Genomic DNA, 11,980 nt, shown 5'->3' on the forward strand with positions numbered 1-11,980 from the left:
ATGACCGGGTAGCGCAACGAAGGGAAGCTTCTCGACGCCCACGCCTCCGCTTACACTGGCGCGCATGAAGACATCGCTTTACGTTTCTTTCCCCGGCAACGCCCGTGAGGCGCTTGAGCTTTACCACGAGGTGTTCGGCGGCAAGCTCGACATCATTACCTACGGCGAGCAGCTCGACCGCGGTGCGCAGTTCCCGTTCGACCCGCCTCGCGACGCCGTCGCGCACGGCACCCTGACCGGACCGTTCACGTTCGGCGGCGGCGACGACCTGCAGAACAACTCCAGCACGCTGGACCGTGGGGTCTTCGGCTTCACCGCTGAGGTGGAGTCGCCGGAGGAGGGCGAGCAGCTCATCGAGAAGCTCACCCGCGGCGGCGGCAAGGTCACCATGCCGTTCGCACAGGCGCCGTGGGGCGCGCACTTCGGTGTCGTCGAGGACAAGTTCGGGCTCGCCTGGAACATCACTACTGGCGACGGAAGGTAGGGCCGCGGGGTGGGGCGGAGCGCCGTCGTGAAGCAAGTGCGCTACCGTCCCGGCAAAACCACGGTGGGGTACTTGCGCACGTAGCCCACCGCGATGATGACAAGCGCCGCGATCGCACCGATGACAGTTTCCGCGGTACGGGCGAGCAGCATCGGCGCGACGGGGGCGGCGTCGACGACCTGAATCATGAGCAGCGCCGTCGGGGTGATAAACGTCGCCGCGATGGTGTAGTTGCGGGTCACGTACATCTCGGTGAGGTACTGCAAAATTACAATCCACACGACGATCTGCCAGCCCTGCATCGGGTGTGACAGCAGGAAACCGGCGGCCGCGATGCCGGTCAGGGTGCCCAGCACGCGCTCGATCGCCCGGTAGTACTGCACCTTGAACCGGGAGTTCACCAGCGGCGCAACCGCGGCGACCATCGCCCAGTAGGAATGCGATAGCGGGTCGAAGATCGTCACGGAAATCAGGCCCAGCACGCCGGCGAGCAGCGGGGCGAAAAAGAAGCGGCGCGCCTCGACGCGCAGGCGCCGCCAGGGAACACGGCCCGCGTCGGGGGCGCGGGAGGGGTGCTCGGTTTCCTTCGCGTCGCCGCCCGGGCCCTCGCCGATGAGGTGGGACAGCTGCCCCAGCGCAACGCACAACAACGCTGCGCTACCGGCGATGGCGAAGGCGAGCGCCGGGTGGACCGGGTTGTTGAGGGAGCCGACCGCGGCGACAGAAAACACCACGAACACGGAACCGGTCGGCTTCATGTCGTTCGCCAGCGCCACCGTCGCCCACGCCGAGGACACCAGGGCGGTGGCGGCGATGAGCAGCCAGGGACTCAAATCCAACCACGCAATCGTCGCGCCGAGAGTAACCGACAGCGTTAAGGCGGAACCCGCGAGGATGTGATGCTTCAGCCGCACCTGGCGTGTGGCGTGGCGCCCGTAGACCCCGGTGAACGCGCCGAAATTCGCGTAGATAGCAAGGTCCAGCCGGCCGAGCGCAAGCAGGGTAAACATCGCGGCCGCAACGCCGAGCGCGACGCGGAACGCCGGGATGTGGTCGCGCCGCGCAGGGCCCATCTCAAACAGCGGGCTGAAGTGGTGCAACCGTGGACCTCCCAAACGCGTTCGTGAATTTTTCCGGCGGAGAGTCTAGCGCGGTGGGCGCGGCGACGCGGACTCGTGCCTCTGCACATATCAACCGCGAGGCATACCATGGCCCAGTTAGCCCACACGCAACAAAGACAAGGAGCATGCCGCAGTGTCCCGCACCGGGAATTTCTTTTTCGCCGCCCGCAATCAACCGAACTACGCGTGGTGGAGGCCCCTCGGCGAAATCCTCGCGGTGGCCGTCCTCGCTGTGCTGTTTACGGGAGTGCTCGACCTGTCGTTGGAAGCTGCGGGCGTGGACACCTCCAGCGGCGCGGCCGACAAGTACTTCGGCTACGGGTCGGTGATTGTGGAGATCCTCGCGGTGCTTGTCGCCGTCCGCTTCATCGGGCGCCGGCCGGCCGCGTCGGTGTTCACCGGGCAGCCGGGCACGAAGCCGTGGGTGCCCTTTGCGGCTTTCGCGGTGGCCCTGGTGGTTATCTCTGTGGTCATGTCGCTGGTGGGCGTGTACGGATACGGCGCGTCGTGGGGTCAGGTGGTCGGCAACATCGGCGCCGACTTCCCGGTTGAGCTGGTCGCGCTGCTGTTCGCAGCGCTCGCCGAGGAGATGGCGTTTCGCGGTGTGTTCCTGCAGGTGTTCACCGCGTGGACCGGGAACCCGGTGATCGGCGCGCTGCTCGCTGCGGTCCCGTTCGTCCTCGTGCACCCGCAGGCGTACGGCTCGCCGGTCGGTATCGCGCACTACGTCGCCGACGCGCTGCTGTTTACCCTGCTGGTGTGGGTGTTCAACGGGATCTGGGTAGCGGTGGCCGTGCACCTGGCCTGGAACACGTTCGGCACGGTGCAGGACCTTGGATTGCCCACGTCGGCCGCGGCCACCGCAGCGAGCTTCGTCGCCATGGCGGCCGCGACTGCACTGGTCATTGCACTCTTCCGGCGAAAGGCGTCGGCGCAGCCCGCAGCGTAGCTGCCTTCGCTACCATCTCGTCTTGTGTTGGAAGTGCTACGCATATTCACCCGCCTCGGCCTGACATCCTTCGGCGGGCCGACGGCGCATTTGGGGTACTTCCGGGACGAGTTCGTTGATAAGCGAAGGTGGCTCAGCGACGACGAATACGCCGACCTCGTCGCCCTGTGCCAGTTCATGCCGGGCCCCGCATCGAGCCAGGTCGGCATGGCAATCGGCCTCAAGCGCGCGGGCTACGGTGGCATGCTCGCGGCGTTTTTGGGCTTCACGCTGCCGAGCGTCATCCTCATGGTCGCGTTCGCGCTCGGGGTGGCGCGCCTCGGCGACATCTCGGACGCCGGCTGGCTCGCGGGACTGAAGGCGGCGGCGGTCGCGGTCGTCGCGCAGGCGGTGATGGGGATGGCCAAAAGCATCGTCACGGACCGGTTACGCGCGGCCGTCGCGCTCGCCGCCTTCCTCATCGTCCTGCTCGTCCCACACCCGGCGGCCCAGGTCGGCGCGATCGTTGCGGGCATGCTCGTGGCCAGCTTCGCACTTTCGCCTATCGACGCCCCTCCGGCCCCCAACCGCACCTCCACCGCCAGCCGCACCGTTGGGCTTGTCAGCTTAGGAGTGTTCGCGGCGCTGCTCGCGCTGCTTCCGCTGGCTGGGCGCATGGGCACGAGCTGGGGGATGTTCGACAGCTTCTACCGCTCCGGCGCCCTCGTCTTCGGCGGCGGACACGTGGTGCTGCCGCTGTTGGAGCAGGCCACGGTGCCCACCGGGCTGGTGGACCACGACACCTTCCTCGCCGGCTACGGCGCCGCCCAGGCGGTGCCCGGCCCGCTGTTCACCTTCGCGTCCTTTCTCGGCGCCTCGGCCGAGGGCGTGCACTGGCTGTGGGGCGCAACCCTGGCCACGGTGGCGATCTTCCTGCCGGCGGCGCTGTTGGTCGTCGGGATCATGCCGTTTTGGGACCGGCTGCGCGCCAACCCGCGCGCGGCCAACGCCCTGGCCGGCGCGAACGCGGCCGTGGTGGGCATCCTCGCCGCGGCGCTGTACACCCCGGTGTTCACGTCCGGCATCCACGGACCGGCGACGATGGCTGTGGCGGCCGCGGCGTTCGTGACGCTGCGCAACTTCAAGGCTCCGGCCTGGGCGGTGGTCATCGGCGCCGCGGCGGTTGGGTGGGCGGTGTTGTGATTCGGATGGCGACGGTGGGGGAGGCGGAGCTCGTCGCAAAGCTGTTGCACGATTTCAACACCGAGTTCGACACCCCGGTGCCCGACAACTTAGAACGCAGGTTCGCGCAGCTCATCGCCCGCGACGACGTGATCGTGGTGCTGGCGGGCGAGGTCGGGTTCGCGTATTTAACGCTGCGGCCAAGCCCGTACTACGACGGCCCGGTGGCGATGCTGGAGGAGCTCTACGTCGCCCCGGCGCACCGCGGCCGCGGGCTGGGCACGCAGATGATGGCGCGGGTGCTGTCTGAGCTCGAAGCGCGAGGGGCGGGCGAGATGCAGATCAACGTCGACGAGGTCGACGCGGGCGCTCGCCGGTTCTACGAGCGGCACGGCTTCACCAACATCGAGGCTGGATCAAGGATGCTGCTGTATATCCGGGAGCTGTAGCGTAAAGGCATGCACGCGACCGATCTGCTCGACGTCATCTACACCGCCGGTGTCGTCTTCGACGGGCTGTCCACCAGCCGTCCTGCCACCGACCGCTACCTGCGCTCGGGCGATACGGACGGGGTGCGTGGCCGCGGTGATCTGGCGTTGCTGCAGGACCTGGAGGCGGCGGCGGAGTTCGTCATCGCCACCGCCGGCGAGCCAATTACCGCGGCCTATCTTGGGCGCATCAATGCGCAGCTCACCCGCAGCGCCGCGCTCAACCCTGGAAAGCTGCGCCGGGCGGAACAGGGCATCGGCGTGCACACCGCCCACGGCCGGCACGAACCCGCGGCGCACACGGCTGAAGAGCTCGACGCGCTCATGCAACAGCAGCTCAAGCTTGACGACTCCCTCCGGTCCGCCGCACACCTCTTCGTCGAAGTCGCTCGAGCCCAGCCTTTCGAAGACGGCAACAAACGCACCGCGATCTTCGCCGCGAACAGTTACTTAATCGGCCAGGGAGCAGGTGCGCTGATGGCGGTGCCGCACGACGACGCGGACCCGTCGGTGAGCCGCGAGTTTCACGATCTACTCGCTCGGGCCTACGTCTTCGGCGAGACAGGACCGGTTGTGGAAGCCCTGGTCCGGCACAACTCGCGCCAATAGGGAATACTTAACCCCCATGACGAGTAAGAACCAAGCAGAAGTTACCCAAACCGTGATCCTCCCGCAGTCGCGGGACGCGCTGTTTATCACCCTCGGCTTCAAGGAAGGCGGCGAAGCGGCGGCGCTGGAGGTGCTGTCCAGCCTGTCCAGCCTGACCAACGCCGTGGGCTTCCGCTACCCCAAAGCGCACCTGACCGCGGTGGCCGGCATCGGTGCGAAGATGTGGGACCGCCTCTTCGCGCTGGACAAGCCGGAGCACCTGCACGAGTTTGTGGAGCTTCAGGGTGCGAAGCACCACGCGCCGTCCACCCCGGGCGATCTGTTCTTCCACATCCGCTCCGACGAGTTCGACGTCGCCTTCGAGCTGGGCCGCCGCATCAACGCGATCGTGGAGGACCACATCGACTACCACGACGAGGTCCACGCGTTCCAGTACCAGGACTTCCGCGACCCGCTCGGCTTCGTCGACGGCACCGAGAGCCCCCGCGGCCAGGAGGGCGTCGAGGTGGCGATCATCCGCGACGGCATCTGGAAGGGCGGCAGCTACATCGTCGAGCAGAAGTACGTGCACAACCTGAAGGATTGGAACGACCTGCCGGTGGAGGAGCAGGAGCAGGTCATCGGCCGCACGAAGCACTCCGACATCGAACTGGATGAGAAGGCGCCGAACAGCCACGTCGCCGTCAACCAGGTCGAGGATGAGGACGGCAACGGCCTCGAGATTGTGCGCAACAACCTCTCCTTCGGCGACGCGTTGGGCAAGCAGGGCACCTTCTTCATGAGCTACGCCCGCGACCCGCGCGTTACCGAGGTGATGCTGCGGCGGATGTTCATCGGCGAGCCGGAGGGAAACTACGACCGCATCCTGGACTTCTCCGAGGCGCTGACCGGCTGCAACTTCTTCGCCCCGCCGCGCGTGTTCCTGGACCACTGCGCCGACTACGCGCACCCGCACCTGCGCGGTGAGGGTGGCGAGGAGCCGAACCAGCCGGCGATCAACCTGCCGCAGGGCAAGGCCGTCTTCCCGGACCGCGCGGACGTGCCCACCTCCCACAACGCCGAGGACGTCGAGGCGGCGAAGGCGCGCTTCGAGGGCGCGTTACGTAGGGAGCAGTAGCTTTACGACGAGCCCGCCCCCAGCCCGCGGCGCCAACTCAACTGAACCGCCGTGGGCCTTTGCTATCGCCTTGACCAGGGCCAGACCCAGCCCGTGGCCGGAGCCCGAGGTGCGGCGGGCGCGGGTGAACGGTTCGGTCCAGGTGTCCACCTCCGCCGGGTCGAGCGGTTCACCGTCCGACTCGACGGTGATTTCGGCGAAGGCGCCGGCCGGCCGGAGCGCGATTGCCCCGTCGGCGCCGTGGATGGCGGCGTTGCGCGCGAGGTTGTCCACGGCCTGGCGGATCAGGCTGGGGGAGGCCTCGACGGTCAGCGGTGTCGCGTCCACGGGCATGCCGTGGGCGGCGCCGACCTCCCGGCACACGGTGGCCAGATCCACGGCCGCGCGGTCGCGGACCTGCACGTTAGCCAGCTGCAGCAGCGAGGACACGGTCGCGGCGTTGCGGGCGTTGACCTCGCGGATCCGGCCGAGCGCCGGGCGCAGGTCGGCGTCGTCGCCGGAAAGCGCGACGTCGGCGACGGTCTGGATGGTCGCGATTGGGGTCTTCAGCTCGTGAGAAGCGTTGGCGGCGAAGCGGCGCTGGCGCTCGACGGCGTCGGCGAGCTCGTCCAGCATGGCGTTGAGCGCTTCGGCCAGTTCGCCGACCTCGTCGCGGGGGCCGTCGTAGTCGATGCGGGCGGAAAGGTCGCCGCGGGTGACGGTGCGCGCGTCGTCGGCGATCGAGCGCAACGGGGTGATCACGAGCCCCGCCACGAACCAGCCCACCACGCCCGCGAGCGCGGTGAGCAGCGCGAGCGCCCCGAGCGAGGCCAAGAGGATGCGGCGCAGGATCTCGTCGGTCACGGGCACGGCGCCGTCGATGACCACGCCGTCGTCGGTGCCCGGAAACGATGCCATCACCGGCACCGGGGTGAGCTTCAAGTAGGCGTAGACCAGACCGATCAGCGCGAGGCCGACACCGAGGACGGTGGCCACGAACATCACCGTGATGCGGGCGCGCAGGCTCAGCCTCATCGCTCAGCCTCCGCCACGTAGTACCCGGCGCCGGTGACGGTGTGCACGATGCGCGGCTCGCCCAGCTTCTTGCGCAGGTGCGACACGGTCACGCGCGGGGAGTTGGTGAAGGGGTCGGCGTTTTCGTCCCAGGCCTCCGCCAGCAGGTCCTCGGCGGAAATCACCCCGCCGTCGGCCTCCATGAGCACCTTCAGCACCGCGAACTCCTTCGGGCTCAGGCTCACCGGCACCTCGCCGCGGGTCACCTCGCGGCGGAACGTGTCCAGGCGCACGTCCCCGCAGCGGTACACCTCGCCGCGGGCTGGCGCGTTGCGCTTGGCCAGGGCTTTCACCCGCGCGACCAGCTCGGGTAGCTCGAACGGCTTGGCCAAGTAGTCGTCGGCGCCGAGGTCGAAGCCTTCCAGGCGGTCGTCCAAGGTCCCGCTGGCCGTCAGCATGATCACCCGCGTGGCGGGCTCGGACTCCACGATGCGGCGGCACACCACGTCGCCGTGCACCCCGGGCAGGTCCCGGTCCAGCACGACGACGTCGGGCGGCAGTTCGTCGATAAGCTTCAGCGCCTCGAACCCGTCGTAGCTGAGGCGAGTTTGCATCCCGGCGCGCGACAGGCCGGTGGCGATGGCGTCGGCGAGGAAGGTCTCGTCGTCCACGATAAGCACCCGAATTGTCATGGTTGCGATCGTATGCGCCGCGATGTTGCGGAGACATAAACATCCGGGTTAACGCGGGCGCAACACCGGGGTTTCTAGCTTGAACCCCATGCAGACCAGAATCGTTGGAATCGACGCGGCCCGGGCGGTGGCGCTCATCGCGATGATCGTCGCGCACCTGACCGTGCACGACGGGCTCAAAGCCCAGGTGCTCTTCGGCTTCCCCGCGGGGCTCTTCGCGTTCCTCGCCGGGGTGTCCATGGGGCTCATGCGCGCCCGGCCGGCGCAGTTCGTGGTGCGCGGGGCGTGCCTCGTGGTGCTGCACTTCGCGCTGGTGCCGTTTTCCGGGACCATCGAGGTGGTCCTGGGCACGATCGGGGTCTGCATGATCGTGCTTGCGTGGGCGCCGAGGCTGGATTCGGCGTGGCTTGTGTGGCTCGCCTGTGCGGGAGCTTTGGGATCGGCGGCGCTTGCGCCGTCGGCCTCGCCGTACCCGCCGCTGATGTGGGCAGTGCTCATGGTCGCCGGGATCCTGTTCGCGCGCCACATGCCGCTGCGCGCCGGGGCGGTTGTCGGGTGCTTGCTGTTCGCGGCCGATGTTGCGTTGCGGTGGTGGGTGCCGTTGCCCCCGCTTCTCGACGCTACCGGCCACACCGGCGGGCTTACCGATGTGGTGGGGACCGCCGGGGCGTCGATAGGCATGTGCTCCCTGTGCTGCCTGGCGGGCCGCTGGTTGGGGTGGCTCGCGCCGCTGGGGCGGATGACGCTGACCCTGTACTGCCTGCACGTGCCGAGCGCGCAGTGGGCCGGGGTGTGGGTGAGCCTCGCCGGCGCCGCAGTGATCGCGTACGGCTGGCTCGCCGTGTTCCGGCGCGGGCCGATGGAAAGTATTGTTCGCCGCCTCGTGGCGGTGGTTGGAAAGGAAAATAGTGAAAAAGTTGGCGTTTAGTGTTGCAGTTGGTCTCGCCCTGGCGGCGCAGCCCGCGTGGGCGATGGAATCCGAGCAGTTCGCCGGCGACGCGGCTGAGGCGCAGCCGGTGGTCTCGGTGCGCGTGGACGACTCCGACCCCGACGACGGCGTGTGCACCGGCACCGCCATCGACCCGCACTGGGTGATCACCGCCCGCCACTGCGTCGAGGCGGCCGCCAAGGCGGGCGGCTCGGTGCGCACCGGGCAGGGCGAGAACCAGAAGGTGTTCCAGGTGGACCGCCACGAGGTCGCGCCACGCGGCGACATCGCGCTGCTGCACACCACCGAGGACATGGGGCTTTCCTCCTACGCCTCGGTGGCCGAGGAGGTGCCGAGCGGGGATGTGAACATCTACGGCTGGTCCTCCGACGGCTCGGGAGGCTCGACCAAGCTGCCCGCCGCGGAGGCCACGGTGCGTGGGGAATCGCCGCTTGCGCTCTTCGACGCCCCGACCGCCCTCGACGTCGCATTGAAGAACGGGGCGCGGATCCAGCCGGGCGACTCCGGCGGCGCCATCTTCGCCGACGGCAAGGTCGCCGGCGTCATGTCGGCCGGCCTGTTCGAGGATCCGGAAAACCCCACCGAGGAGGAGTTGAACTCGAACGCCGCGGTGGCGGTGGCGCCGGTGGCGGAGCAGGCCGAGTGGATCCGCGGCGTGGTCGGTGGTGATGCTTCGGATTCGGCCGCGAGCGGATCCTCTGAGCCCTCCGCCTCCCTGCGCTACGTGGTCCTCGGCCTGGGCGCGCTGGCGCTGGTGGCGGGTGGTTTGTTCATGGCCACCCGCCGCAAGGGGGCTAACGCTTAGCGACGGGCCCCAGCACCCGGTCCACCGCGAACGGGAACAGCAGCGCAACCAGGTTGGCTAAGCCGAAGGCGCCCGCGATAGCGACGGGGATGATCCAGCCGAGGTCGCCGGAGCTCGAGCCGCCGGTGTTCGGCTCGTTCGGCTCTGCGGGCTGCTCGGGCTTGTTCGGCTCTGTGGGCTTGTTCGGCTTGGCCTGGTCCGTGGGGGCCGCAACCTCGACCGGGACGGTGACCTCGGTGCCGGCATCGGTGGTGATGCGCAGCTCCTGGGTGCCCGACATGCCCGCCGGGACCGTGAGCTTCACGGTGGCGGTGCCGTACTCGTTGGGGGTCATGTCGCCGTTGTTGGGGGAGATGGTGGCGGAACCGGAGGCGTCGCCAAGCGATGCGGTGGCGGTGGTGGCGCGCTCGCCCTTGTCGAAGAGGAGGGAGCTGAGCTCGATGGTTGCCTCCTTGCCCGCGGTGAGCGGGGCGGGGAGGTGGACGCCTACGTTTGACTGGCCGGTGCGCTGCTTCTGGCCGGAGCTGAGCGCCTCCACCAGCGCGTTGAGGTCCACGTAGCCCAAGTTCGCGGGCTCGGAACCCTTGGTGAAGGCCTTGAAGTTGTCGCCGCCGGCGAGCAGGAAGGTCGAGCCGGCCACCACGTAGGTCTTCTCCGGGTCGATCGGGGCGCCGTCGACGGTGACGGAGGTGATCTTGGAACCGACCGGCGCGGCCGGGTCGTAGGTGTAGGAGACGTTGTCGGAAATGCCCAGCGGGAACATGGGGCGGTCCGGGTCGTCGCGCCACTGCTCCTCCAGCGCCTGTACCACGTCGGAGCCCTTCAGCTCGACGTAGGTGTTCTCGCCGCCGAACGGCTGGACGGAAAACGCCTGCTCGTAGGTGACGTCGCCGGCCTCGAGCTCGGCGCGGACGCCGCCCGCGTTCATCACGCCGATGTCGGCGGTGACCGACGAGTTCTGGGTCACGCCCTGGCGGGTCGCTTCCGCGATGTAGTTGTTGAGCTGGGACTCCTTGTCGCCCGCCTTGTACAGGTCCTCGTCCGTGTGCCCGATGACCTTCTTGCCCTCGGTGCCGGCCTTCGCCAGCGCGTCCTTGACCACGGCGTCGATTTCGGGCTGCGGGGTGTCGCAGGCGCGGATCGTGTCGGCGTCGAGAAGCTCGGCGTTTCTCACGGTCAGCTTCTTGGTGGCGCGGTCGAAGCTCAGGTCCACGTTGGCAAGGTTGGCGCCGTAGGAGCCGGCCTGGATCAAAAGCGGCTTCTCGCCGGTGGGCTCGATCGACTGGTGCGAGTGGCCGAGGAACGCCACGTCGACGGCGTCCGAGAACTCGTCGGCCTTGATGCCGCCCTCGTGCACGAGTGCGATGACCACGTCGGCCTCGCCGCTATCTTTTAGCTGCTCGGCGAGCTTGTTCGTGGTCGCGACCGGGTCGTTCCAGGCGATGCCCTCGATGGACTTCGGGTTGACCAGGTTCGGCATGTCGTCGGTGATGGTGCCCACGAAGGCCACCTTCGCGCCGTCGAGGTCCTTGATCACGTAGTCCTTCGTGTTCTTCACGGTCTCGGCGTTGGCGGCGAGGTAGTCGAAGTCCGCGGTCTCGGTGACGCGGTCGGAGAACTCGGCGGCGCCCTCGTCGAGCTCGTGGTTGCCCAGCGCGGAGACCTGCAGGTTCATCAGGTTGAGGATCTCCAGAGTGGGGGCGTCGTCCAGCAGCTTCGATGCGAAGGGGGAGGCGCCGATGTTGTCGCCGGCCGAAGTGAAGATGTGGGTCTTGCCCGCGGCAGCCTCGTCCACGGCGCACTTGAGGTGGGCGGCGCCCGGGACGAACTTCGTCTCTTCCCAGTAGCCGTGGAAGTCGGTGACGTTGGAGATGGTGAATTCGGAGGTCTCGGCCGCCATCGCTGCCGGGGCGAAGGTGGCGGCGAGGGCGGCGGCGGTGGTCGCGGAGATCAGCTGGATGCGGAAGCGGGCGGACACGAGGGGCCTTTCTTTTTGGAGCGGGTTGTGTGTGAGAGCAACCTTAGAAAGACCGTTTTGCGGTGAGGTTTCGCTCAGGTGAACTCTGGGTAGCGAACGAGGAGGTCGTCGCCGATGACGGCGCCTTCGTTCAAGGTTGCCTCACTTATCGACGCACCTTCGGCCTTCAACCCCATCACATGCCCCACCTCGTCCCCGTGGGCAATGAGGTGGTCGGCGATGATGCGGCGGTGGCAGCGCCACCACACTGCCTCTGAGCACATCACCGTGGTAGGGGTTTCGGCGGCCTGGTCGCGGAGTTCGGCGAGGGCGTCTGCGAATTCGTCGCCGAGGGCGTGGTCGGCGTAGTTGTGGAAGCTGCGGTTGCGCCAGTTGTCGTTGACCTCGAAGGGGACGGTGTGCGAGACGTTGCGGCGGCCGGTGAGGCCTTCGCTGCGGCTGTAGGCGATGCCGCGGGTGGGCAGGTGCGCGGCGAGGTGGTCGTCGTTGAACCACGGGTACTTGCGTGAGCCGGGGAGTTTGCGCACGTCAACGACGGACTCCACCCCGGCGGCAGAAAGCATCGCGGTGAAGTCGTCGAAGTCCAGGTTGGAGTGGCCCACGGTGTAAATGCGCATACGGATAACGCTACGCG

General features: G+C 68.1%; 13 protein-coding genes. 8 read left to right on the plus strand and 5 right to left on the minus strand.

The features are described 5' to 3' along the window. The first annotated feature begins 64 nt into the window (after nt 1–64). Complete coding sequence (locus tag MHX64_RS01025) at nt 65–484, plus strand: VOC family protein (protein WP_239355565.1); 420 nt, start codon at nt 65–67, stop codon at nt 482–484. Between the two features lie 41 nt (nt 485–525). Here the strand turns inward: MHX64_RS01025 and MHX64_RS01030 are convergent, their stop codons facing one another. Next, complete coding sequence (locus MHX64_RS01030; protein WP_181888128.1) at nt 526–1,584, minus strand: FUSC family protein; 1,059 nt, start codon at nt 1,582–1,584, stop codon at nt 526–528. Nucleotides 1,585–1,738: 154 nt separating this feature from the next. On the opposite strand from MHX64_RS01030, the gene MHX64_RS12030 reads away from it, so the two are divergent. From MHX64_RS12030 to MHX64_RS01055, 5 genes are read left to right on the plus strand one after another with little or no spacing between them, the layout of a single operon-like run. Beyond that, nucleotides 1,739–2,554: a CPBP family intramembrane glutamic endopeptidase gene (locus MHX64_RS12030; protein ID WP_239355564.1), complete on the plus strand. Its 816-nt coding sequence runs from the start codon at nt 1,739–1,741 to the stop codon at nt 2,552–2,554. A gap of 24 nt (nt 2,555–2,578) precedes the next feature. Then, entirely contained in the window at nt 2,579–3,736 is a 1,158-nt protein-coding gene (gene chrA / locus MHX64_RS01040) for a chromate efflux transporter (RefSeq protein WP_239406311.1), read from the plus strand. A gap of 5 nt (nt 3,737–3,741) precedes the next feature. Then, nucleotides 3,742–4,164: a GNAT family N-acetyltransferase gene (locus tag MHX64_RS01045; protein ID WP_239355563.1), complete on the plus strand. Its 423-nt coding sequence runs from the start codon at nt 3,742–3,744 to the stop codon at nt 4,162–4,164. 9 nt (nt 4,165–4,173) lie between these two features. Beyond that, the gene (locus tag MHX64_RS01050; protein WP_239355562.1) at nt 4,174–4,812 is read left to right on the plus strand and encodes a Fic family protein; all 639 of its coding nucleotides are present in this window, start codon (nt 4,174–4,176) and stop codon (nt 4,810–4,812) included. Nucleotides 4,813–4,828: 16 nt separating this feature from the next. Next, complete coding sequence (locus MHX64_RS01055) at nt 4,829–5,929, plus strand: Dyp-type peroxidase (protein WP_239355561.1); 1,101 nt, start codon at nt 4,829–4,831, stop codon at nt 5,927–5,929. Here the strand turns inward: MHX64_RS01055 and MHX64_RS01060 are convergent. Further along, nucleotides 5,912–6,943, minus strand: a complete 1,032-nt coding sequence (locus MHX64_RS01060) for a HAMP domain-containing sensor histidine kinase (RefSeq protein WP_239355560.1) — start codon at nt 6,941–6,943, stop codon at nt 5,912–5,914. The two genes, MHX64_RS01055 and MHX64_RS01060, sit on opposite strands and share 18 nt — an antisense overlap. Next, nucleotides 6,940–7,608, minus strand: coding sequence for a response regulator transcription factor (locus tag MHX64_RS01065; protein ID WP_239355710.1), 669 nt, complete (start codon nt 7,606–7,608; stop codon nt 6,940–6,942). The genes MHX64_RS01060 and MHX64_RS01065 overlap by 4 nt, the downstream gene beginning before the upstream one ends. A gap of 94 nt (nt 7,609–7,702) precedes the next feature. On the opposite strand from MHX64_RS01065, the gene MHX64_RS01070 reads away from it, so the two are divergent. Both MHX64_RS01070 and MHX64_RS01075 read left to right on the plus strand, forming a co-directional pair. Then, the gene (locus tag MHX64_RS01070) at nt 7,703–8,542 is read left to right on the plus strand and encodes a DUF418 domain-containing protein (RefSeq protein ID WP_239355559.1); all 840 of its coding nucleotides are present in this window, start codon (nt 7,703–7,705) and stop codon (nt 8,540–8,542) included. Next, on the plus strand, nt 8,523–9,368 hold the full coding sequence (locus tag MHX64_RS01075; RefSeq protein ID WP_239355558.1) for a trypsin-like serine protease: 846 nt from the start codon (nt 8,523–8,525) through the stop codon (nt 9,366–9,368). The genes MHX64_RS01070 and MHX64_RS01075 overlap by 20 nt, the downstream gene beginning before the upstream one ends. Here the strand turns inward: MHX64_RS01075 and MHX64_RS01080 are convergent. Both MHX64_RS01080 and MHX64_RS01085 read right to left on the minus strand, forming a co-directional pair. Then, entirely contained in the window at nt 9,358–11,346 is a 1,989-nt protein-coding gene (locus tag MHX64_RS01080) for a bifunctional UDP-sugar hydrolase/5'-nucleotidase (RefSeq protein WP_370642043.1), read from the minus strand. The two genes, MHX64_RS01075 and MHX64_RS01080, sit on opposite strands and share 11 nt — an antisense overlap. 74 nt (nt 11,347–11,420) lie before the next feature. Next, complete coding sequence (locus tag MHX64_RS01085; RefSeq protein ID WP_239355557.1) at nt 11,421–11,963, minus strand: DUF488 family protein; 543 nt, start codon at nt 11,961–11,963, stop codon at nt 11,421–11,423. Nucleotides 11,964–11,980: the final 17 nt, after the last annotated feature.

It is taken from the genome of Corynebacterium sp. ACRPZ (assembly GCF_022346205.1).
Classification (GTDB): Bacteria; Actinomycetota; Actinomycetes; order Mycobacteriales; family Mycobacteriaceae; genus Corynebacterium; species Corynebacterium lehmanniae.

What these genes read in the sequence shown, in the direction of transcription:
- MHX64_RS01025 (WP_239355565.1), top strand. Translation starts at nt 65, where the DNA reads ATGAAGACATCGCTTTACGTTTCTTTCCCCGGCAACGCCCGTGAGGCG.
- MHX64_RS01045 (WP_239355563.1), top strand. Translation starts at nt 3,742, where the DNA reads ATGGCGACGGTGGGGGAGGCGGAGCTCGTCGCAAAGCTGTTGCACGAT.
- MHX64_RS01050 (WP_239355562.1), top strand. Translation starts at nt 4,174, where the DNA reads ATGCACGCGACCGATCTGCTCGACGTCATCTACACCGCCGGTGTCGTC.
- MHX64_RS01055 (WP_239355561.1), top strand. Translation starts at nt 4,829, where the DNA reads ATGACGAGTAAGAACCAAGCAGAAGTTACCCAAACCGTGATCCTCCCG.
- MHX64_RS01060 (WP_239355560.1), bottom strand. Translation starts at nt 6,943, where the DNA reads ATGAGGCTGAGCCTGCGCGCCCGCATCACGGTGATGTTCGTGGCCACC.
- MHX64_RS01070 (WP_239355559.1), top strand. Translation starts at nt 7,703, where the DNA reads ATGCAGACCAGAATCGTTGGAATCGACGCGGCCCGGGCGGTGGCGCTC.
- MHX64_RS01085 (WP_239355557.1), bottom strand. Translation starts at nt 11,963, where the DNA reads ATGCGCATTTACACCGTGGGCCACTCCAACCTGGACTTCGACGACTTC.